Annotated in this window: 14 protein-coding genes; 5 read left to right on the forward strand and 9 right to left on the reverse strand. The window is 74.1% G+C overall.

Annotated elements, in window-relative coordinates; translation table 11 throughout:
- Positions 1-155: 155 nt before the first annotated feature.
- The 4 genes from smpB to ftsE all read right to left on the reverse strand — a co-directional run bounded on the left by smpB (position 156) and on the right by ftsE (position 3549).
- Complete coding sequence (gene smpB / locus ACFVFQ_RS32075) at positions 156-656, reverse strand: SsrA-binding protein SmpB (protein ID WP_383422812.1); 501 nt, start codon at positions 654-656, stop codon at positions 156-158.
- Positions 657-674: 18 nt separating this feature from the next.
- Entirely contained in the window at positions 675-1871 is a 1197-nt protein-coding gene (locus ACFVFQ_RS32080) for a S41 family peptidase (protein ID WP_383422814.1), read from the reverse strand.
- A 67-nt stretch (positions 1872-1938) separates the two neighbouring features.
- Complete coding sequence (gene ftsX, locus ACFVFQ_RS32085) at positions 1939-2850, reverse strand: permease-like cell division protein FtsX (RefSeq protein ID WP_383422816.1); 912 nt, start codon at positions 2848-2850, stop codon at positions 1939-1941.
- Positions 2851-2859: 9 nt separating this feature from the next.
- Entirely contained in the window at positions 2860-3549 is a 690-nt protein-coding gene (gene ftsE, locus ACFVFQ_RS32090) for a cell division ATP-binding protein FtsE (protein ID WP_100604605.1), read from the reverse strand.
- A 297-nt stretch (positions 3550-3846) separates the two neighbouring features.
- Between ftsE and ACFVFQ_RS32095 the strand changes: the two genes are divergently transcribed.
- Positions 3847-4038, forward strand: a complete 192-nt coding sequence (locus ACFVFQ_RS32095) for a hypothetical protein (protein ID WP_383422819.1) — start codon at positions 3847-3849, stop codon at positions 4036-4038.
- 135 nt (positions 4039-4173) lie between these two features.
- Here ACFVFQ_RS32095 and ACFVFQ_RS32100 read toward each other — a convergent pair whose 3' ends face one another.
- The 4 genes from ACFVFQ_RS32100 to ACFVFQ_RS32115 form a co-directional block, all read right to left on the reverse strand.
- Positions 4174-5091 (reverse strand): LPXTG cell wall anchor domain-containing protein, encoded by a 918-nt coding sequence (locus ACFVFQ_RS32100; protein WP_383422821.1) that lies wholly within the window; start codon positions 5089-5091, stop codon positions 4174-4176.
- Between the two features lie 331 nt (positions 5092-5422).
- Positions 5423-6538, reverse strand: coding sequence for a peptide chain release factor 2 (gene prfB / locus ACFVFQ_RS32105; protein WP_383422823.1), 1116 nt, complete (start codon positions 6536-6538; stop codon positions 5423-5425).
- Positions 6539-6674: 136 nt separating this feature from the next.
- The gene (locus ACFVFQ_RS32110; RefSeq protein ID WP_383422825.1) at positions 6675-8018 is read right to left on the reverse strand and encodes a serine/threonine-protein kinase; all 1344 of its coding nucleotides are present in this window, start codon (positions 8016-8018) and stop codon (positions 6675-6677) included.
- Positions 8019-8197: 179 nt separating this feature from the next.
- Positions 8198-9805 (reverse strand): serine/threonine-protein kinase, encoded by a 1608-nt coding sequence (locus ACFVFQ_RS32115; protein WP_383422827.1) that lies wholly within the window; start codon positions 9803-9805, stop codon positions 8198-8200.
- Positions 9806-10341: 536 nt separating this feature from the next.
- Here ACFVFQ_RS32115 and ACFVFQ_RS32120 point away from each other — a divergent pair.
- Entirely contained in the window at positions 10342-14163 is a 3822-nt protein-coding gene (locus ACFVFQ_RS32120; protein ID WP_383422891.1) for an FtsK/SpoIIIE domain-containing protein, read from the forward strand.
- Between the two features lie 425 nt (positions 14164-14588).
- On the forward strand, positions 14589-15581 hold the full coding sequence (locus tag ACFVFQ_RS32125; RefSeq protein WP_383422829.1) for a class I SAM-dependent methyltransferase: 993 nt from the start codon (positions 14589-14591) through the stop codon (positions 15579-15581).
- 67 nt (positions 15582-15648) lie between these two features.
- Here the strand turns inward: ACFVFQ_RS32125 and ACFVFQ_RS32130 are convergent, their stop codons facing one another.
- Positions 15649-16335, reverse strand: a complete 687-nt coding sequence (locus ACFVFQ_RS32130) for a class I SAM-dependent methyltransferase (RefSeq protein ID WP_383422831.1) — start codon at positions 16333-16335, stop codon at positions 15649-15651.
- A gap of 291 nt (positions 16336-16626) precedes the next feature.
- Here ACFVFQ_RS32130 and ACFVFQ_RS32135 point away from each other — a divergent pair, with 291 nt between their 5' ends.
- Both ACFVFQ_RS32135 and ACFVFQ_RS32140 read left to right on the forward strand, forming a co-directional pair.
- Positions 16627-20229, forward strand: a complete 3603-nt coding sequence (locus tag ACFVFQ_RS32135; protein ID WP_383422833.1) for a CDP-glycerol glycerophosphotransferase family protein — start codon at positions 16627-16629, stop codon at positions 20227-20229.
- 292 nt (positions 20230-20521) lie between these two features.
- Complete coding sequence (locus ACFVFQ_RS32140; RefSeq protein WP_383422835.1) at positions 20522-22201, forward strand: glycosyltransferase family 2 protein; 1680 nt, start codon at positions 20522-20524, stop codon at positions 22199-22201.
- Positions 22202-22205: the final 4 nt, after the last annotated feature.

A 22205-nucleotide genomic window follows, 5' to 3' on the forward strand; every position in this document is an offset into this window, starting at 1 on the left:
GCCGGTCGGAGTCAGCGGGGCATTACGGTGGGACATGAGGGCCTCCTGCGGTCGGTGGTAGATGTCGCAATCCACACCGAACCCGGAAGGCCCTCGCCCGTTCAAGCACCCCGACGGTGCATGTCACCTGTCACCAACGTGCCGGGACAGCACACCTAGGCCCGCTGCCGGCGCCGGACCGCCGAGATCGCCCGCTCCGCCTCACGACGGTCCTGCTTCTCGCGCAGCGTCTGCCGCTTGTCGTACTCCTTCTTGCCCTTGGCCAGCGCGATCTCGACCTTGGCCCGGCCGTCCTTGAAGTACAGGGCCAACGGCACGATCGTGTGACCCGTCTCCTGGGACTTGACCTCCAGCTTGTCGATCTCGACCCGGTGCAGCAGCAGCTTCCGCTTCCGCCGCGCGCTGTGATTCGTCCAGGTCCCCTGCGCGTATTCCGGGATATGGACGTTGTGCAGCCAGGCTTCCCCGTCGTCGATCTGGACAAATCCGTCCACCAGGGACGCCCGCCCCTGGCGCAGCGACTTCACCTCGGTACCGGTCAGCACCAGACCGCACTCGAAGGTGTCCAGAATGTGGTAGTCGTGCCGCGCCTTCTTGTGCTGCGCGACGAGCTTGCGCCCGTCGTTCTTCTCTTTGCCCTTGCCCTTGGTAGCCATAGTGCGGCCATTTTCGCACTACGCACCGGTGCCGAGGCCACTCAATACTGTGCGGGCCCGTTTTTCGGCGTGATCCGGGGCGATCAGGTCCGGGGTGATGCCGGCACCGTCCACGGCCCGGCCGGACGGGGTGCGGTAGTGGCCGACGGTCAGCTCCGCGACCGAGCCGTCCGGGAGCCGAGTGGGCATCTGGACCGAGCCCTTGCCGAACGTCGGGGAGCCCACCAGGACCGCCCGGCCGCGGTCCTGGAGGGCGCCGGACAGCAGCTCGGCGGCGCTCATCGTGCCGCCGTCCACCAGCACCACCAGCGGGGTCCGGGTGTCGCCGACGCCCTGGGCGTACAGGGCGCGCTGGCTGCCGTGCACGTCGTAGGTGGCGACCAGGCCGCCGTCGAGGAAGTCCGACGCGGTCGTGACGGCCTCGCTGACCAGGCCGCCGGTGTTGCCACGCAGGTCCAACAGCAGCCCGTCGCGCACCTCGGCGGTGCGCAGCGCGCGGCGGACCGCGGCGCCGGTGCCCTTGGCGAACGCGGTGATCTTGATGCGGGTCGGGCCGTCGCCACCGGCCGGCCGGTCCACGGTGACGTTCTCGGTGTGCTGCCGGGTGCGGTGCAACGTCGCGCTCCAGTGGCGGGCGCCGCGGCCGAGGTCCAGGCGGACGGGCGTGCCGGGGGCCGCCCCGGCGCCGTCGGGGCCGTCGCCGCGCAGCCGGCCGACGGTCTCGGTGACCGGCCGCCCCTGGACGGGCCGGCCGTCGACGGCGTCGAGCCGATCGCCGACGGCGATCCCGGCGCGGTCGGCGGGTCCACCGGACTGGACCCGGGACACCTCGATCCGACCGTCGTCCCGCTGCCGCACCCACAGCCCGACGCCGACGTAGGAGCCGTCCAACTGGGCCTGGAAATCGGCGAATTCGCCGGGGGTGTAGACCGCCGACCAGCGATCGCCGCTGCGGCTGACCACGTCGTCGGCGGCCTGGGTACCGGACTTGCCGTCCGCGAGGGCCCGGGCCGCGGCCCGGGCGGCCCGTTCGGCGGTCGCCGACCCGGCGCCGTCGTCGGCGGGGCGCCCCTGGGCGGCCGGCTCCGCGGTGTCGCCGGCGCCGTCCCAGGTGCCGGTGGCCGCGCCCGCGGCGAGCACCCCGGCGAGGAACAACGTCAGGGCCGCCCCGCGGCGGATGCGGCGGGGCCGACCGTACCAACACGGGCCCGACATGGCGGTGAGTCTAGGCGACGAAAGGGCGCCGTACGGGGAGTTGACCGTACGGCGCCCTTGGCGAAGCTCACACCTTGAGGTACTTGCGCAACGCGAAGAACGCGGCGAGCGCGGGCATCAACAGCCCGATGAGCAGGACCAGCGGCAGCACCGCCAGGACGGAGTCCCAGCCGATGAAGTTGACCACCTGGATCTGCTTGGCCAACCACTGGTTGATCATGAAGTACTTGCCGCCGACGAGCAGTACGCAGGCGAACGCGGCGCCGATGAGGCCGGCGATCGCCGCCTCCATGATGAACGGCAGTTGGATGTAGAAGCTGGACGCGCCGACCAGCCGCATGATGCCGGTCTCCCGGCGACGACTGAACGCGGAGACCCGCACGGTGTTGACGATCAGCATCAGCGCCACCACCAGCATCAGGCCCATCACGCCGAGCGCCGCGTACCGCATGCCGTCCAGGAGGCGGAACAGCGGCTCGACGGTGTCCCGTTGGTCCTGCACCTGCTCGACGCCGGGCCGCTCGGAGAACGCCGACTTGATGACGTCGAACTTGGTCGGGTCCTTGAGCTTGACCCGGAAGGACTCCGGCAGTTGGTCGGGCGTCACCAGACCGGCGACGGGGGTGTCGCCGAACTGCTCCTTGTAGTGCTTGTACGCCTGGTCGCTGGTCTCGTGCTGGACGTTCTGCACCAGCGGGAGCCGGTTCAGCTCGGCGAGGATGTCGTCCTTCTGCTGCTGGGTCGCCGCGCCCTTGGCGCAGTTGGCGGCCGTCTCGGAGTCGTTCTTGTTGCAGAAGAAGATGGAGACGTTGACCTTGTCGTACCAGTAGCCCTTCATCGTGCTGACCTGGTCGCGCATCAGCAGCGAGGCACCGAACAGGCCGAGCGAGAGGGCTACGGAGACGATGACGGCGAAGGTCATCGTGAGATTGCGGCGGAGACCGACGCCGATCTCCGACAGGACGAACTGGGCGCGCATGGCGTCCTTTCAGTGCTGGTAGCCGTACACGCCGCGCGACTGGTCGCGTACGAGCCGGCCCTTCTCAAGTTCCATGACCCGCTTGCGCATCTGGTCGACGATCTGCTGGTCGTGGGTGGCCATGACCACCGTCGTGCCGGTGCGGTTGATCCGGTCCAGCAGCTTCATGATGCCGACGGAGGTCTGCGGGTCGAGGTTGCCGGTGGGCTCGTCGGCGATGAGCAGCAGCGGGCGGTTGACGAACGCCCGCGCGATGGCGACGCGTTGCTGCTCACCGCCGGACAGCTCGCCCGGCATGCGGTCTTCCTTGCCGCCGAGGCCGACGAGTTCGAGGACCTCGGGCACCGTCTTGCGGATCTGTCCGCGCGGTTTGCCGATGACCTCCAGGGCGAAGGCGACGTTCTGCCCCACCGTCTTGTTGGGCAGCAACCGGAAGTCCTGGAAGACCGTGCCCACCTGGCGACGCATCTGCGGCACCTTCCAGTTGGAGAGCTTGGCCAGGTCCTTCCCCAGTACGTGGACGGCGCCGTGACTGGCGCGCTCCTCGCGCAGGAGCAGCCGCAGGAAGGTGGACTTACCGGAGCCCGAGGAGCCCACCAGGAAGACGAACTCGCCGCGCTCGATCTCCAGGGAGACGTCCCTGAGGGCGGGGCGGTTCTGCTTCGGGTAGGTCTTGGAGACGTTGTCGAATCGGATCACAGATGCACCACGGTCGACCTGGATAGGGGAACGGGTTGCCGGTCGTGGCTCCCGTCGGTGAGCGTGACCCTACGCGAACCTCACGTGGCCGCGAAGCCGCCGACGGGGGTTGGTGCGTTTCTTCACGGTGCCTACGGGACAAAAGACGCACAATCCGGGCGACGGGCGGGCGCATGGTGCGCGGGGCGAGGCCGGAACGTTCCATGGGCGCGCGCCGGACGGTGGCGGACCTGGCACAGTGGTAGAGGGAACCAACGCGCCTCCTGGTGCGTTGGTCCGGTGAAGTAAGGAGGTCGCATGACGTACGACCGATTGGTGTGCGCCAACTGCGCGGCCCCTGTGAGCGAGGGCCGCTGCCCCGTATGCCGGGCCAGCAGGGAACGACTCCAGCAACAGGCGGGCCTTTTCGGCCAACTCAACCCCGTGGTGCTGGCGGCCTTGCTGGTCGCGTTGATCGCGCTCGCGGTGCTGCTGCGCCAGGCCGTCTGAGACCGGCCGCGGCGCCCGCTTTGGCACGGCGTCGCCACACAGGGTGCGCGGGCTTCGCCCCTCCTCACCATCTTGACGCCCGAGGGGCCCGGGACGGCGTGCGTCCCGGGCCCCTCGTCGTGCAATGCGTCGGCGTCAGGCCGCCGCTCCGCCGTTGCCCTTGTTCACCAGGCGCGGCAGGACCCGGAAGCCCACGCCGCCGGCGATCATCGTCGCCGCGCCGATCAGCAGGAAGGTCGTGCCGGACGAACCGGTCTCGGCCAGCTGACCGCCCTTGGCCTGCTGCTTGGCCTGGCCCGGGGTGTCGACGACCTGCTCCTTGCCCTGACCGGGCTGGTCGATCGGCTTGGAGCCCTCGTTGTCGGTGCCGGTACCGGTGCTGTCACCGCCGGTGGTGCTGCCGCCGGAGTGGCCACCGGTGCTGCTGCCGCCGGAGTGACCACCGGAGGTGCTGCCGCCGGTCTGACCACCGGAGGTCTGACCGCCGGAGGTCTGGCCGCCCGAGGTCTGACCGCCGGAGGTGTGGCCACCGGTGGTGTCGCCGCCCGTGGTCTGACCGCCGGTCGTCTGGCCACCGGAGGTGTCGCCGCCGGTGGTGTCGCCGCCCGTCGTGTCACCACCCGTGGTGTCGCCACCGGTCGTCTGACCGCCGGAGGTGTCGCCGCCTGTGGTGTCACCACCGGAGGTGTGACCACCCGTGGTGTCGCCACCGGAGGTGTGGCCACCGGTGGTGTCGCCACCGGAGGTGTGACCACCGGTCGTGTCACCGCCGGAGGTGTGGCCACCGGTGGACTCGCCGCCGGTCTGGCTACCGATCTCACCGCCGGTGGACTGGCCACCGGACGACGAGTCGCCGCCGGTGGAGGTGCCGCCGCTGGTGTCGTCGCAGAACAGCTTGAGCACGTCCCACGGCTTGCAGACGGTGCCGCCCGCAGCCTGGCCCTGTCCGGTCTCGGCGGCGGATGCCGCACCGGCCGCGGTCAGCGACGCACCGGCCGCGATCACCGCACCGGCCGCAATGCGCGCCACGCGCAGCCGCGTCTTCTTCGTCATGTAGTGCTACCCCCAGTAGCCGAACTCGTCATTGGAGCACCGCCGCACGGGGCTACGACCGATGGGGGTGTGCGGACCGACGCCCCGCGATCGCGGGCCGGCCCTCGTCTCCCCGTTCCTACACGCGCCCCATGACACACGCATGCCGCGCTCAGCCTTCCCAGTTCTCGGAACATCGTCAAGGTCGAATAAAGGCTTGATGCCTGAATTGCCATGAGTTGGGCGATACATGGACGTACGACTGTGACCTAACCGCCACCACAAACGACAACTGCCTCCCCAAGGGAGGCAGTTGTCTCGCGCGGCACGCGGAACTTTGTCCGCTTTCGGCTTACTTGGCCTGCTGCTCGCTCTGCTTGCGCCAGCGGATGCCGGCCTCCAGGAAGCCGTCGATGTCGCCGTCCAGCACGGACTGCGGGTTGCCGACCTCGAACTCGGTGCGCAGGTCCTTGACCATCTGGTACGGGTGCAGGACGTACGAACGCATCTGGTTGCCCCAGGAGTTGCCGCCGTCGCCCTTGAGGGCGTTCATCTTGGCCTGCTCCTCCTGGCGGCGCCGCTCCAGCAGCTTCGCCTGAAGGACGTTCATGGCGGTGGCCTTGTTCTGGATCTGCGAGCGCTCGTTCTGGCAGGAGACCACGATGCCGGTGGGGAGGTGGGTCAACCGGACCGCGGAGTCGGTGGTGTTGACGCCCTGTCCGCCGGGGCCGGAGGAGCGGTAGACGTCCACCCGCAGATCGCTCTCGTCGATCTCGATGTGGTCGGTCTGCTCGACGACCGGCAGCACCTCGACGCCCGCGAACGACGTCTGGCGGCGGCCCTGGTTGTCGAACGGCGAGATGCGCACCAGGCGGTGGGTGCCCTGCTCCACGGAGAGCGTGCCGTAGGCGTACGGCACCTGGACGGCGAAGGTGGTCGACTTGATGCCGGCCTCTTCCGCGTAGGAGGTCTCGTACAGCTCGGTCTTGTAGCCGTGGCGCTCGGCCCAGCGCAGGTACATCCGCTGGAGCTTCTCGGCGAAGTCGGCGGCGTCCACCCCGCCGGCCTCGGCGCGGATGCTCACCACGGCCTCGCGGGCGTCGTACTCGCCGGACAGCAGGGTGCGGACCTCCAGCTCGTCCACCGCCTTGCGGACGTCGACGAGCTCGCGCTCGGCCTCGGCGCGGGTCTCCTCGTCGCCCTCGGCCTCGGCGAGCTCGAAGAGCACCTCAAGGTCGTCGACGCGGCCGCGCAGCTCCTCGGCACGGCGCAGCTGGCCCTGGAGGAAGGACAGCTGGCTGGTGATCTTCTGCGCGCTCGCCGGGTCGTCCCACAGGGACGGCGCCGCGGCCTGCTCCTCAAGCACGGCGACATCGGCCCTCATCTTGTCGAGGTCCAGGACGGCCTCGATCGACTCCATGGTCGAGGAGAGGGACTTCAGCTCTTCGGATACATCGACGACTGCCACGCACCCAGCCTAACGGCTGCCACCGACAATCTGTCCCGGAGCGTTGTCGACCCCGGGGGCCCGGGCCGGCCGGGGGCGGGCCGGGTCGCCGTCCCGCACGGCCCGGCCGAAGCCCCGTCACGGCGTCCACCGCAGGTCACGGGGCCTGCCGCGGGTCCTGCGGGAGCTGCTGCGGCGGGGCCTGGTGCGGCAGGTGCACGCCCGGGGTGACCTCGCGCGATGCGTCGTCGCCCTCCGAGGCCAGCAGGCCGGCGACCGCGGCCGCCACCAGGACCAGGGCGGCCACCACGCCCAGCTTGATCCGGCGCAGGCGCACCGCCTCCGGGGTGGAGCGGTGCCGGGCCGAACCCGCCCGGCGCTCCCCCGCGGCCCGCGGCGTACGGGCGGTGCCGTGCGCGCCGCCGGCCAGCTCGTCCGGCTCCGGGACCCGCATGCTGGTGTGCGTCTCCCGGTTGGAGTCCGGTGTGGCGCCCTGGACGAGGGGGACCGCGCCGCGCGGCGGGCCCTCGGGGGCCGCCGCCGGATAGCGCACCTCCTGGTGGGCTCCGGCGGGCGCGCCCTCCGGGTCGTCCGCCGACTGCTCGTCACCGGGCTCATCGATGTCCAACGGCGGGATGCCGGCCAGGCCCGGCAGGATCTCCCGCAACCGGGCGGCCAGTTCCGGGGCGCGCAACCGGGAGGCGGGCGCCTTGGCCAGGCACTGGATGAGCAACTGCCACAGCTCGTCCGGGATGCCGGGCAGCGGGGCGACGCTCTCGGTGACGTGCCGGCGCAGCACCGCGCCCGGGTGGCCGCCCCCGAAGGGCGTGAAGCCGGCGAGCATCTCGTACAGGACGGTCGCCAGCGCGTAGACGTCCACCGAGGCGCGCGGCGGCAGCCCCTCGATGATCTCCGGGGCGAGGTAGTCGGGGGTGCCGATCACCTTGGTCGAGCGCAGCGCGCCGGACGTCCCCCCGCTCTGGGTCTGGGAGAGGGTGCGGCGGGGCGAGTCGACCAGGCGCGCGATGCCGAAGTCGGTGAGCAGCGCGGGGTGCGCGCCACCGGGACCGAGCGGCCCCTCCATGTCCAACAGGACGTTCTCCGGCTTGACGTCGCGGTGCACGATCCGGGCGGCGTGCGCGGCGACCAGGCCGTCGGCGACGTCGGCGGCGATGGCGACGGCGGCCTCCGGGGCCAGCCGGCGCTCGCGCTCCAGACGGGTGCGCAGGTCGGTGCCGCGGATCAGGTCCATGACGAGCGCGAGGTCGGCGCCGTCGACGACGAGGTCGCGGACCCCGACGACGCGCGGGTGCGCGAGGCTGAGCAGCGCCGCCCGCTCCTGCACGAAGCGGCCGACGAGCTCCTGGTCGGAGGCGAGGTCCTCGCGCAACAGCTTGATGGCCACGGCCCCTTCGGGCCCCTCGCCCAGCCATACCGTGCCGGCACTGCCGCGCCCCAGGATCTGGTGAGCGGTGTACCGGCTGCCGATCTTCCGTGCCAAGACTGCTCCGACGTGTCGGGCCCCCGAGCGTCCTGCGGGGGCTGAGGTTGGCGTCAAAGCTACGCGGGCGCCAGAGGGTTCAGTGCCCCCAATGGCGGCAACCGTCACTTCTGTACGGGAATTCACCGGCCGGATGTCGACAAATCCATCAAGCCGTCGACGCTCGTCCGTACGGACCGTCAGCCGCCGAGCTGCTGTACGAAGTGCTGGATCTGGCCGAAGACGTGCCCGACCTGCGCGAAGAAGCTCCGGCCGGTGCCGATCCACTGCTGGAGCGGAGTGAACTCCCAGACCAGCCAGCCCGCCACGAACAACAGCAGCACCGTGAACAGACAGCCCTTCAGGCAGCCCAGACCCGGGATCCGCATCGGGTTGGCGCTGCGCCGGCGCGGCTCGCGCGGGGGCCGGGGCTCCCGGGCGGGCGGCGGGGCCGGCTCGTAGCGCTGCGGCGGCGGCTCCTGGCGGCGCTGCGGGGCCGGCGGCCGCTGCGGCGGGTAGCCGCCCTGCTGGCCGGCGTACGGGGCCGGGGCGGGCGCCGGGCGGCGCTGCGGGCGACGGCGCAGCGGGTCGTCCTGCGGGTCCAGGTACTGCACCTGGGTCTGGTCGTTGCGGTCCCGGGCGGCGCGCAGTTGGGACTCCCAGGGGTGCGGGCCCTGGGGCTCCTGAGGCTCCTGGGGGCCGGCCATGGGCATGCCCACCGGCATCGGGGGCACCGGGGGCATGGCACGGGTGGGCGCGGGGCCCCCGGTGGACGGCAGCACGCTGGTCGCCGCACCGGGGTCATAGGAGGACGCGTTGGTCGGCAGCACCTGGGTGGGCGCCGCGTCGCCCGTCCCCTGGCCCTCGCCGGTGCCGGGCACGGTGGCCGGGTCCGGGTCCGGGACGAGCAGCGCGGCGACGCCCAGCGCCGCCTGGGCCTGCTCGGGGGTGGCGTTGGCGCCGACGCCGGCCGCGACGGTGCGCAGCCCGCGCGCGAGGTTCTCGGCGCTGGGCCGCTCCTCGGGGCGCTTGCGCAGGCAGCGCTCGACCACCGTCCACATCGGCTCGGGGATCGAGGCGGGGCGCTGCGGCTCCTCGCCCAGGTGCTTGTGCAGCACCTCCAGGGCGGTCGCGCCGGCGAACGGCGGGCGGCCGGTCAGCAGCTCGTAGAGCAGGATGCCGGCGCCGTAGATGTCCACCGCGGAGGTCTGCGGGCGGCCCTCGGCGGACTCCGGCGCCACGTAGGCGGGGGTGCCGACGAACTCGTGCGTACGGGTCAGCCCCGGGGAGTCGGCCAACCGGGCAATGCCGAAGTCGGTCAACATCGGGTGCATCTCGCCGCTGCCGTCCGAGCCGGCGAGCAGGACGTTGGCCGGCTTGAGGTCGCGGTGGACGACGCCGTCGGCGTGGCTGGCGGCCAGCGCGTCGGCGATCTGCGCGGTGAGCAGGGCAGCCGCCACCGGGCTGAACGGGCCGTTGTCGCGGAGGTAGCGGTGCAGGTCGGGGCCGTCGACCAGGTCCATGACGAGCGCCAGCAGGTCGCCCTCGACGACCAGGTCGCGGGTCCGGACGATGTTGGGGTGGGTGAGCCGCAGCAGGACCGAGCGCTCCCGCAGGAAGCGCATCACCACGTCCGCGTCGGACGCCAGCTCCTCCTTGAGGACCTTGATCGCGACCGTTTCGCCGGGCTCCCCCGGGACGGCGGCCTCGGCGCCGGCCGTCTCCCTCTGGCGGGCACGCCAGACGGTGCCCGTGGCGCCGCGTCCCAGCGGCTCCTCAAGCAGGTACTTGCTGCCTACCGGCCGCACGTCATGCGCTCCCTGGTCGTGGTGGATGCTTGGCTCTGGCCCGCTGGGTCAGCTCGCGGCCCGTCCGCCCCACTGTAGTGCCGTCGCACAAACATTTCGGTTCGGCAGACGGGCCGGGGCTCTTCGGAAAGACGCCGGTTACGGGCCATTGGTTGCCCGCATTCCGGACGCCTCCGGACCGGTCGTTGCGGGGCGTCCCGTGGCCGCGTCAAGGCGCCGGCGACCCGCGTCAGCGGTCCGGGTGCCGTCCGTCGCTGATCGCTTCGACGACGCTTGGTGATCGAATTCGGCCGGTTCACTGCCCGTAACCAGGCGGTTTTCCGCCGGGCGCCGACCAATCAAGATCATTAAAGGGCGGTCGGCGGGCGTGTTGTCAGTGGCAGGTGCGAGGATGCATCCCAGCACGCACGCGGTAGGGGCGCGCGGTCCCTGTCGCGACGTGCATGGGACATGTCCGTGCCGACGTGCCCGGGGTGCGGTGGGGGACGAGCGGAGCCCCTGCCGATCATTCCCGGCAGAAGGGACCGTTGACGGCGATGCAGATCCGGCTGACCGTCCTCGGGCCGCGCAGCGGCCACACCACGCGGGCCTGCGACGTCCTCGTGACGGCCCCCGCCGGCACCGCCCTGGCGACGGTCGCCGGCTCGCTCGCGGCGGCCGTGGCGGGCTCCGGCGCGGACGTCGGCACCACCGGCGGCAGCGCCCCCGTCGTGCTCTACGCCGGCACCGAGCGGCTCGACCCACAGCGCGCGGCGCTCGGCGAGCCACCCCTGATCGACGGCGCGGTGCTCTCCCTCCAGGGCCCCGGCCCCGCCCCGGCCCACGGCCTACCGCACGGCTCCGCCCGACTGCGCGTGGTCTCCGGCCCCGACGCCGGCGGGGTGCACCTGCTGCACGGCGGCCAGGTCCGCGTCGGCCGCTCCGCCGACGCCGACGTCCCCCTGGACGACCCGGACGTCTCCCGTCTGCACTGCGCCGTGACGGTCGAGCCCGACGGCGCGGTGTACGTCGCCGACCTGCGCTCCACCAACGGCACCGCCGTCGACGGCACCGAACTCGGCGACCTGGCCGTCCCGTTGCCGCCCGGCGCCCTGCTGCGCGTCGGCGAGTCCGCGCTGCGCCTCCAGGCCCCGCCGCGCACCCCGGACCCGGCCCTGACCACCACCCCCGACGGCGAGGGCCACCTGAGGGTCGTCCCCGGAGGCATCGCCCCCGAGGCGGCGGCCACCGGGGAGACCGCGGCGGGCGTGCTGTACGCCGACGCCGGCCGGGCCCCCGGCGACGGCAGCGGACCGACCACCGCCGCGCCCCAACCGACCACCCCGGACGGCCGCTTCGCCGTCGGCTCCCGCCGTCAAGAGACCCCGCTGCGCGGCATTCCGACCCCGGCGCCCGGTGACCACCACGCCACGACTCACGCCCCGGAGGGGATCGCCCCCCACGCCCCGGCCGCGGACGGCCTGTTCCCACCCGCCGCCCCGGCCACGCCCCTCCAGGGGCCCACCCCCACCGCCTACGGGCCGGGCGATGCCGACGCTGCCGGCGCGACCTACGGGACCGGACGTCCGACCGCGGCCCCCGGGACGGCCACCGGGCCGGAGGCCGCGCCCAGTTACCGCACCGGCTCCGGAGCGGGCTTCGGGACCGCGCCCCTCGACGGGCAGACCCACGGCGGACAGCAGTCCCTGGTCCCGCCCGACCCGGCGGGCCCCCGCAAGTCCGGCCGGCGCGGCGGCCTCGGCGCCTGGGCGCGCCGCCTGGCCGGCGGTCGCCCCGCGCCGGAGGAGCAGCAGGAGCCGGCGCCGCAGACCGCCTACCGCGCCGGCACCGGGACGCCCCCCGCGGACGACCAGGGCCGCCCGGCCGCCGAGCGCCCCGGCGCGCCCTCCGGCCCCACCACGTTCTGTGACCCCGCCACCCCCGATCGCTGGCCGGACGCCGCCGGAATCCTGCTCACCGCGCTCGGCCCGGGCCCCCGGCTCTGGGAGCGCGGCCCGGACCACCCGGACGCGCTCACCGTCCGCCTGGGGACGGCCGAGCGGGACGGCGGCCGCACCGCCGCGCCGGTCGTCGTCGAGCTGCGCCGGGCCGGCGCCCTCGGGCTGGCGGGGCCGCGCGGGCGGCTGGTCGGGCTGGCCCGGTCCTCTGCCGCCCAGTTGGCCGCGCTGCACTCCCCCGGGGCGCTGGAGATCGTGCTGGTCAGCACCGACCGGGCGCGCCCCGTCGAGGAGCGGGTGGCCGACTGGTCCTGGCTGGGCTGGCTGCCACACGTCCGCCCGGCCCGCGGCCAGGACTGCCGACTGCTGCTCGCCTATGACAAGGAGCAGGCCGCGGCCCGCACGGCCGAACTGGTGCGGCGGCTGGACGACGGCCCGTTGGGCCCCGGCTGGCCCAGCGCCGAGCGCGCCGAGGTGGCCGCGGTCGCCGCCCGCCACCAGGGACCGCACACCCTGCTGATCGTGGACGGCGACCCCGGTTCCTCGGCGCTGCGCGAGACCACCGCGCGGCTGGCGGCGGGCGGCCCGGCGGCCGGCATCCACGTGCTCTGCCTGGCCGAGACCCCGGCCGCCTCCCCCGCCTTCCCGTTGGCCGCGACGTACGAGGCGGCGCGGGCCGCGTCGCCGGCGTTCGGCGAGTGCGGCGCGGTGGCGGTGCTCAGCGGCGACGTGGCCACCGCCCTACGGGTGGTCCAGCCGGGCTCCGGGCCGAACGGCACGGTCGCGACCGTGGACGCGGTCTCCGCCGCCTGGGCCGAGCGTTTCGCCCGGGCGCTGGCGCCCCTACGGGAGGCCGAGGCGAGCGGCCGACCGGGCGGGCCGGCGGCGCCCCGCGCCGCCATACCGCTGCCGGAATCGGCGCGGCTGCTGGACGAGTTGGGGCTGGCGCGGGCCACCCCCGCGTCCCTGATGGCCCGTTGGGCGGCCGCGCAGGACACCGACCGGCCCGGCGCCGCCGCGGTGCTCGGCGCCGGGCCGCACGGCCCCGTGGTCGCCGACCTCGCCGCCGACGGCGCCCATCTGCTCGTCGAGGGCGCGCCGGCCACCGGCAAGACGGAGCTGCTGCGCTCGCTCGCCGCGTCGCTGGCCGCCGCGGACCGCCCGGACCGGCTGTCGGTGGTGCTGGTGGACGGCGCCGGCTCCGAGCGCGGCGAGGGCCTGCGCGCCTGTACCGAACTGCCGCACGTCACCACGCACTTGGCCGCCTCGGACCCAGTACGGATGCGGGAGTTCGCCCAGGCGCTCTCCTCCGAACTGAAGCGGCGCGCCGAAATACTGGCCGGCACCCCCTTCACCGAGTGGCGCACCAAACACCTCCCGGCCCCGCGCATCATCGCCCCCCGCCGCTCCACCGAGGGCAGTTCCGCCTCCACCCCCTCGCCCTCCCCCACCGCCGCGGCGAGCGCCTCACCGCCCCCGCCCGCGTCCCCCTCCGTCACTTCAACCCCACCCACCCCTTTCACAACGAGTAACGAATCCCAGGAACAAATCACTCTCCGTAATCGTTGCCGGAACAAGGAAGGAGGCAGCGGCGCCCAGGCAGACCCCGCGGCGGACCCCACCCGCACGGGCACCCTCCGCCTCCGCACCCGCCCGGACGCCCCCGCACAGACCCCCGACCGCTCCCGCGACCACCAGCCCGACCACCCCGACCACCGACACGACCACCAGGCCGCCCCACAGCAGCACCAGGCGCCACAGGCCCACCCGACCCCCTCCGCCGGCCCCGGCGCGGCCGCGCCTGCCTCCGCGCCCGTGCCCGCACCCGCGGCCGCGCCGGACGGACCCTCGACGGCCGAGGCGGCGGCCCGGGCCGCGACACCGATGCCCCGACTCTTCGTCCTGGTCGACGACTTCGACGCGCTGGTCTCGCCGGCGCTGGGCAGCACGGGCCGCCCGGCCGCCGGCTCCGTGGTGCGCGCCCTGGAGGCGGTGGCCCGGGACGGCGCGGCCCTGGGCGTGCACCTGATAGCCGCGACGGGGCACCCGGGCCGCACGGAAGGCACCGCGACCGCCGAACGAGCCACCCTGCACGTCCAGTTGGGCGCCGTCGCCGACCCGGCCGAGGACGCGCCCGACGCCGGTTCCGAGCCGGCGCCGCCGGGCCGCGGGCGGCTGCACCGTGCGGCGGACGGCATGTCCGTCCCGTTCCAGGCCGGTCGGGTCACCGGCCGGATACCGCGCACGTCGACGCTGCGGCCTACCGTCGTGCCCCTGGAGTGGGCCCGGATGGGCGACCCGCCGGCCCGGCGCCCGCTCCGGGAGTTGGGCAACGGCCCGACGGACCTCGCCCTGCTGGCCAGCGCGCTCCAGCGGGCGGCGCAGTCCTCCGGGGCGACGCCGGGGCCGTCGTTGATGTAACCGACCGGGCCGGGCGGGGGCGGACGGGCAACCGGCCGGAGGCCGGGCCAGGCGGAGGCGTTCCTGTCGATGGGGGTGCCGCTGATCGTCTTCTTTGGCCACTGATCGTCTTCTTTGCCTTCCAGTGGCAGTTTGTGTCGGGGGTGATGGCGGGGGCGGTGAAGTGACCGGCGCCGTACGGGGGCGGGGGCGGGGTGCGGGTTCCTGGGTTGAGCCATGACCGTTGTGGGAGGCGCCGCTCACCTTCCGTTCACGTTCCTGGCGGACGATGGCGGCCGCTTCGTGAAACGCAGGGTGCGGCGGGGGTTCCTCGTGGAGACCGCCGCACCACGGCGCGGCGGCGCCGGGGGACGGTCCGCGCCGCGGGACCGCGCCGCGCCCGCGTGCCCACCATCGATTCCCGACCGTCTGGAGACGGACCGCAGATGACTGCCGTTACCGCTGACCAGAGCGACCAGAGTGACCAGAGTGTTGCCCAACTGCCGCGTCCCACCCGGCTGTCCGAGGTCAAGGGGTGGTTCTTCACCGCCGACCAGCTGCTGTTCGACTGGTTCCTGCGCCAGCAGCAGGACCGGGAGGTGCCCGGTGACCTGCTCGAACTGGGCGCGTACATGGGCAAGAGCGCGATCTTCCTGGGGGCGCGGCTGCGTCCGGACGAGCGGTTCACGGTCTGCGACCTGTTCGACTCGCCGGCCGAGGACGCCTCCAACTCCAAGGAGATGGCGAAGTCGTACGCGACGCTGACCCGGCGGGCGTTCGAGGCCAACTACCTGGCGTTCCATGAGGAGTTGCCGGTCATCGTGCAGGGGTTGAGCTCGCTGGTGAGCGAGCATGTCGAGGCGGACAGCGTGCGGTTCGCGCACATCGACGCCTCGCATCTGTACGAGCATGTGCACGGCGACATCCTGGCGGTGCGGGAGTTGCTGCACGACCGGGGCGTGGTGGTGATGGACGACTACCGGGCCGAGCACTGCCCGGGGGTGGCCGCGGCGACCTGGCAGGCGGTGACCGGGCACGGGCTGCGGCCGATCTGCCTCACCGGCACCAAGTTCTACGGCACGTGGGGCGATCCGGAGCCGTACCGCAGCGCGCTGCTGGGGTGGTTGGCGGGCCGCGGCGACATCTGGCACGAGGTGCAGCAGGTCAACGGTGCGCCGCTGGTGCGGTTGAGCGCCAAGGGGGCGAAGGAGCCGGCGCATCCGGTGTCGCGGTACCGGGAGGCCGCGGCGGAGCAGAAGCCGGCTGCGGCGCCGGTGGATCAGCAGCCGGCGGGGGCGGCCCGGCCGGCCGCGGCGGGGGCGGTGGTTGCCGGCGCGCCGGGCGGGGTGCTGCGCCGGGTCGCGGCGGACGTGCTGCCGCCGATCGTGACCCGGGCACTGGTGCGGGCCCGTCAGCGGTCGCGGGCGGCGCGCGGGTAGGGCGCGCGCGGGGCGGCGGGCCGTCGGGGCGCGCCGCCCCGCCGGTGGTCCGCCCCGGTGGCCCGCGTCATCCCCGGGGCACCTGGGCGACCAGGACGAAGCAGTTGGCCGCGAGGACCCGCCCGGCGGTCCGGGGCAGGGGGTGGGAGTAGGTGCGCCGCACGGCCAGCCCGGCGGCCTCGGCGAAGGCCCGCAGCAGGGTGAAGTCGGTGAAGCGGACGGGTTCCGGGCCGGCGCGGTGGCCGGCTTCCTGGGCGGTGATCAGCAGCACGCCGCCGCCGGGCCGGACGTAGGGGACGTAGGCCCGCAGCAGCTCCTCGACCTGTTCGTCGTCGAGGTGTTCCAGGACGTGGGCGGTGAGCAGCGCGTCGTAGGCGCCCAGGCGGGCGTGCGGGCTGGCCAGGAAGGCGTCGGCGGTGTAGGCGGTCAGGCCGCGGGCGCGGCAGCGGGCGACGGAGCGCGGGTCGTGGTCGATGCCGACGCTGCCGGGGGCGCAGCCGGCGAGGGTGTCGCCGTCGCCGCAGCCGATCTCCAGGACGCGGCCGGGGCTGATCCGGCGCAGTTGTCGGGCGAACGGGGGCCGGGCGGGCCGCAGTCGGGCCAGTGCGCCGGGTTCGCTGTGGGTGGGGAGCCGGACGGTGGAGGCGGTGGGGGCGGTGCCGGTGGGGCGGGTGCGGGTGGTGGGGGTGCCGGGGGCCGGGGCCGCGGTGTCGGGGCGGTCGGTTGCGGCGGAGCTGTCGGTTCGGCCGGGCATCGCGGGGCGGTCACCTTCCTGGTCGGCGGCGGGCGGTCGCCGGTGTCCGGGCGCGGGCACCGGTCGTGCGGGTCGCGTGGAGCGTTGCTGGTCGCGTTGGTCCTGCTGTCCTCGGTGTTACGCCATCGCACCGTCCGGACCGGACCGCCGCACCTTCGCCTCACCCTTTCAGCGCAGCGTCGGTGACCGGGTCGGCGATGGACGAGTTGAGGGACGAGTCGGCCGCATCGTCCCGTGTGCGCCTCGGGTTTGCTCCCGTGGTCCGCCCGTCCGGAAAGGCTCGTTACGCCCATGAAGCCTCGGCTCACCGTCGTCGTCCCGGTCCCGCGCGGTGTGGGGGCCGCGCGCCATGTCCAGGAGTGTCTGGCGTCGGTGGCGGCGCAGACGCTGGCGGAGTTGGACGTGGTGGTGGTGGACGACGGGCCGGCCAACGGGCCGGAGGGGCCGCCGGTGGCGGTGCGGCGGGTGGTGGAGCGCGATCCGCGGTTCCGGGTGGTGCACCACGAGGGCGGGGGCCTGGGCGGGGCGTGGAACTTCGGTGCCCGGCACGCGTTTCCGGACACCGGGTACCTGGCGTTCCTGGCGCCGGACGACGTGCTGTTGCCGCGGGCGTACGCGGATCTGGTGGGGCTGTTGGAGGAGTCGGGGGCGGAGTTGGCGACCGGCAACGTCTACCGGCTGGGGTCGGCGGGCCGTAGCCAGTCGGCGGATCATCCGGCGGGCCGGCAGACGGCGCTGCGCACTCATGTCACCGGGGACCCGACGCTGCTGCGGGACGGGCTGGTGGCGAACAAGGTGTTCCGGCGGGCGTTTTGGGACCGGCGGCAATTCGCCTTTCCCGAGGGCGAATTGGATGTGGAGGCGGCGGTGGCGCTGCCGGCGCATGTGCTGGCGGAGGCGGTGGACGTGCTGCACGAGCACGTCTGTTACCGGCGGTTGCCGGAGGGGCCCGAGCGGCAGCCGCGGCCGACGGCGCAGGAGGTGCGGGACCGGTTCGCGGCGGTGGCGCGGATGCGGGCGCTGTTGGCCGATCCGGCGCGGCCGGCGGGCGGCGGGTTGCGGGCGGAGTACGACCGGGTGCAGTTGACCGGGGGGTTGGCGGAGTTGGTGGCGGCGGTGCCGGGGGCGGCGCCGGAGGTGCGGACGGCGTTCTTGGACTGTGCGCGGGACTTCCTGGCGCGGACGGATCCGCGGCTGTTGCGGGCGCTGCCGGTGGAGTTGCGGATGCGCTGGTATCTGGTCCGGTCGGGTCGACTGGCGGACGTGGCGACCTTGTTGGGGCACGAGGCGCGCAATCCGGGCGGGTTCGTGGTGGCGGGGTCGCCGCTGCGGCGGCGGGCGGTGTTGCCGCCGGAGGCGCCGATCGCGCTGCCGGCGGGGGTGGTGCGGCTGTCGCGGGCGGACTTCCCGGTGCGGGCTCAGGTCCGGGAGGCGGTGTGGCGGGGCGGGGTGTTGCTGCTGCGGGGCTGGGCGTACGTACGGAACCTGCCGGCGGCGACCCGGCACGGCGGGCTGCGGACGGCGGTGCTGTCGTGCGGGCGGCGGCGGATCGTGCTGCCGGTGCGGACGGTGGCGATGCCGGAGGCGACCGCGGCGTCCGGGCAGGAGTTGCACTGCTACGACTGGTCGGGGTTCGAGCTGCGGGTGGATCCGGCGCGGCTGTTGCGGAAGGTGGCGCCGCGCAGCGGCGACGTTGAGGGGATTGGGGCCTCCCCTGCTCGAACGGAGTTGAGAGCTTGGGGACGGTCGGGCGACGGGCGGGCCGAGTGGCGGGTGGAGCTGCTGTTGGCGTCGGCCGGGGTGGTGGCGAGCGGCGAACTGGCGGCGGCGGAGAGCGGGTCGGGGGCGGAGCCGTCCGGGTACGAGGGCGCGGACGGGGTGTGGGTGGTGCCGCGGTACGTGGACGGGCGGCTGCGGATCGCGGTGACCCGTCGGGTGCGTCGGTTGGCGGGGCCGCCGGTGGTGGCGGGTGGGGCGCTGGAGTTGACGGTGGAAGCGCCCGGGCCGGCGCCGGTGGCGCTGCGGTTGACGCACCAGGGGACGGGGACGGTGGTGTCGTTCCCGGTGGAGGGGACGGCGGACGGGGGCGGGCGGTGTCTTGTCCGGGTGCGGTTGGACGCGTGGGACGCGGCCCGGCCGGTGCGGGAGGGCGAGCCGGCCGCGGTGCCGCCGGCGCACACCGAAACGTGGCTGCCGGAGCTGGTGTTGGCCGACGGCGCGACGGATGTGGTGGCCTGTCCGTCGGGGACGGCGCCGGTGGCGCATCCGCTGCCGCATGGCCGGGAGGTGGTGGCGGCGGCCGCGGCGGGCGGGGAGTTGGTGCTCCAGGAGCGGGTGCCGCAGGCGTCGGTGGACCGGGTGGTGTGGCGGACGGACGGGACGCTGTTGCTGGCGGGGGCGCTGCCGGATGCCGCGCCGGCGGCGCCGGAGGTGGTGCTCAAGCACTCCGCGCACGCCGCCGAGGTGGTCTTCGAGGCGGTGCACGACGACGGGCGGTTCCACTGCGCGTTGCCGCTCGCGGCGCTGCCGTCGTGGGCGGGGGAGGTGCCGTTGCGGGAGGGCCGGTGGACGGTGCATCTGCGCGAACGGGGGGCGGTGGGCTCGCCGTTGGATCCGCCGGTGCGGTGTGTGCCGGCGGTCTTCGACGGGCTGCCGGTGTCGCGGACGGTGCGCGGCAAGCCGTTCGTGCTGGACCGGGTGCGGTACGACGAGCTGTTCGTGGCGGCCGGTCCCGCGGTGCCGCCGGTCGATCGGGGCCCGTACCGGCGGCGGGTGTTGCGCGAGCAGCACTATCCGCTGCACCGGTCCCGTCCGCTGCGCGAGACGGTGCTCTACAGCAGCTTCGGGGGCCGGGCGTATGGGGATTCGCCGCGGGCGGTGCACGAGGAGTTGGTGCGGCGGGGGATGGATGTGACGCATCTGTGGGCGGTGCGGGACGGGCAGAGCGCGGTGCCGTCGACGGCCCGGCCGGTGGTGGTGGGCAGCGCGGCGTGGCATGGGGCATTGGCGCACAGCCATTGGATCGTCACCAACACGCATCTGCCGCGGTGGTTTGTGCGGCGGGCCGGGCAGCGGGTGATCCAGACCTGGCATGGGACGCCGCTGAAGCGGCTCGGGGCGGATCTGTTGGGGACGCTGTGCGAGGGGTGGGCGCATCTGGCGCCGCGGCCGCGGCTGGGCCGGCAGTGGAGCGTGCTGCTGTCGCCGAACGCGGCGAGCACTCCGGTGCTGCGGTCGGGGTTGGGCTTTGGCGGGAAGGTGGTGGAGACCGGGTTGCCGCGGACCGATGCGCTGCACGCCGCGGACCGGGACGAGGTGGCGGCCGCGGTCCGGGCGCGGCTGGGGGTCAGGCCGGGTCAGCGGGCGGTGCTGTACGCGCCGACGCCGCGGGACGATGTGGCCTACGACGCCTCGCACCATCGGCTGCACCTGCCGCTGGACCTGGACGCGGCGCGGGCGGCGCTGGGCGACGACCATGTGTTGCTGGTGCGCAGCCATCCGCAGGTGCCGGACCGGTTGCCGGGTCACCACGCGCCGTTCGCGGTGGACGTGTCGTCGTATCCGGACGCCACCGAGCTGCTGTTGGCGGCCGATGTGTTGGTGACCGACTACTCGTCGTTGGCGGCGGACTTCGCGGGCACGGGCCGTCCGATGCTGTTCCTGACGCCGGATCTGGCGCACTACCGGGACGCGTTGCGCGGTTTCAGCCTGGATTTCGAGGCGCGGGCGCCGGGTCCGTTGCTGTCGTCGACGGGCGAGTTGATCGAGGCTTTGGGGGATCTGCCGGCGGTGGCGCGGGCGAGCGCGGGGGCGTATGCGGAGTTCCGGCGGCTTTTTTGTCATCTGGACGACGGCGGGGCGGCGGGTCGGGTCGCGGATCTGGTCATGGAGTGAGCGGCCGGGCGCCGGGTAGGCGGATGGATCGGGCCGGTGGGCGGTGGCCGGATCGGCATCCGCCGGCGGCGGCGTCGTTACAGCATGTACCGGCGTCCTTGCGGGGCGTTCGCGCGGGTTAACGTACGGCTCTGTCCCGGGGCTCGGCGGGTTAAGAGACGGCAATGAGGCGGAAAAAGAGGGTGGCCGGTGCAACCGCTCGGTGGTTTTCGTCCTCTGACCCTGATGAACAGGGTCCGAAACCCGCTCGCGCCAAGAGCTGCTGTCGACACGAAATGTAGATTTAGTGACTGTGAATGAAGCCCTTGAGCCACAGCCTGGGCCCATCCTCACGCCCACCGCACAGGTCAGCGTCGTCGTCATCGCGTTCAACGACGCCGGGCACGTGGCCGACGCGGTGCGCTCCGCGCTCGCGCAGGGGGACGCCGTCGCCGAGGTGATCGCGGTGGACGACGCCTCCACCGACGGCACCGGCGCGACCCTGGACGCCCTGGCCCGCTCCGAGCCGCGGCTTCGGGTGCTGCACCGGGGCGAGAACAGCGGGGGGTGCGGGTCCCCGCGCAACGACGGGCTGCGGGCCGCCGCCGGCCGCTTCGTGATGTTCCTGGACAGCGACGACGTGCTGCCGTCGGGCGCGGTGCCGGCCCTGCTGGCCGCGGCGCAGGAGCACCAGGCGGCGGTCACCGCGGGCGCCTGTGTGCGCCGGGAGCTGCCGGCCCGCCGGGACGTTCCCTGGCAGCCCGGCCTGTACCGCGAGCCGACCGTGCACGACAGCCCGGACGCGGCGCCGCAGTTGGTCCGCGACACCCTGTGCGTCAACAAGCTCTACGACCGTGCCTTCCTCGTCGACCACGGCATCGCCTTCCCCGAGGGCCGCTACCACTACGAGGACTTCGTCTTCACCGCCCGGGTGCTGGCCGCCGCCCCGAAGATCGCCACCGTCCCCGACACCGTCTATGTCTGGCATGTCCGGCGGGCCGCGGCCAAGCAGTCGATCTCCCTGGACCGCAAGGACGTCGCGAACTGGCGGCAGCGCATCGAGGCGCACCGCACGGTCCTGACGATCCTGCGCGATGCCGGGCGCGGCGGTCTGGCGCGGGCCGCGGCCACCAAGTTCCTCGACCACGACCTGCGGATGTACGTCCGGGAGCTGCATACCCGCGGCGCGGACTACCAGGGCGAGTGGTGGCGGCTGACCCGCGAGCACCTGGCGTCGTTCGAGGAGGCCGAGCTGCGCGCCGCGCACGCCCCGGCCCGCTGGCTGGCTCGGGTCATCCTGGCCTCCGCTGCCCCGCGCGACCTGGACCGGCTGACCCAGCTCGCGGCGCGTCCCGGCCGGCTGCTGCCGCCGTATGCGACGGGTCCCGACGGCGGCCCGGTGTGGTCGGCGGAGCTGCCGGAGGTGCCCCTGGACGGCCTGGGTGCCGAGGACGGGGCGGATGCCGCGGACGAGGACGTGCCGGGGTTCGCGGCGTCGCCGCGGCTGCCGGTGACGGTGGACGCCGATCCGGTGCTGGGCGCCAGCGGCGGTCTGCTGCGGCTGCGCGTGCACGACCTGTACGGCACGGTGGCCGCGGCCGGCCCGGTCAGCGTCGAGGTCGCGCTGCACCGGCGGCGCGACGGCCAGCCCGGCCCCGTCTACACCGCCACCCTCACCCCCGCCGCCGACGGCACCGCCTGGACGGCGTCGGTGGGGCTGGACCTCGCCCCGCTGATCGAGCTGCCCGGGGCGCGGCCCGCCGACCCCGAGCCGTGGGACCTGTCGGCGCGGCTGACCTGCACGGACGGCACCACGATCGGCGTCGGCCTGCGGGCCGTGGGCAGTGGTCTGACGCGTCGGGTGCTGCCCAGTCGGCGCCATGTGGTGCTGCTCGCCCAGCCGTATGTGACGACCGGCGGTGCCCTGTCGTTGCGGGTGGCGTCCGGGCCGCGCAGCGTCTGGCGGATCGCCGCCCGGAAGCTGCACCGCTGACCCG

This window comes from Streptomyces sp. NPDC057743 (assembly GCF_042798755.1).
In the GTDB taxonomy this organism is placed as follows: Bacteria; Actinomycetota; Actinomycetes; order Streptomycetales; family Streptomycetaceae; genus Streptomyces.

Bases quoted from the DNA above. Each gene is read 5' to 3' on its own strand.
- ACFVFQ_RS32080 (WP_383422814.1), bottom strand. From the start codon at position 1,871: ATGTCGGGCCCGTGTTGGTACGGTCGGCCCCGCCGCATCCGCCGCGGG.
- smpB (WP_383422812.1), bottom strand. From the start codon at position 656: ATGGCTACCAAGGGCAAGGGCAAAGAGAAGAACGACGGGCGCAAGCTC.
- ACFVFQ_RS32135 (WP_383422833.1), top strand. From the start codon at position 16,627: ATGAAGCCTCGGCTCACCGTCGTCGTCCCGGTCCCGCGCGGTGTGGGG.
- ACFVFQ_RS32130 (WP_383422831.1), bottom strand. From the start codon at position 16,335: ATGCCCGGCCGAACCGACAGCTCCGCCGCAACCGACCGCCCCGACACC.
- ACFVFQ_RS32095 (WP_383422819.1), top strand. From the start codon at position 3,847: ATGACGTACGACCGATTGGTGTGCGCCAACTGCGCGGCCCCTGTGAGC.
- ACFVFQ_RS32100 (WP_383422821.1), bottom strand. From the start codon at position 5,091: ATGACGAAGAAGACGCGGCTGCGCGTGGCGCGCATTGCGGCCGGTGCG.
- ACFVFQ_RS32125 (WP_383422829.1), top strand. From the start codon at position 14,589: ATGACTGCCGTTACCGCTGACCAGAGCGACCAGAGTGACCAGAGTGTT.
- ACFVFQ_RS32120 (WP_383422891.1), top strand. From the start codon at position 10,342: ATGCAGATCCGGCTGACCGTCCTCGGGCCGCGCAGCGGCCACACCACG.
- ftsX (WP_383422816.1), bottom strand. From the start codon at position 2,850: ATGCGCGCCCAGTTCGTCCTGTCGGAGATCGGCGTCGGTCTCCGCCGC.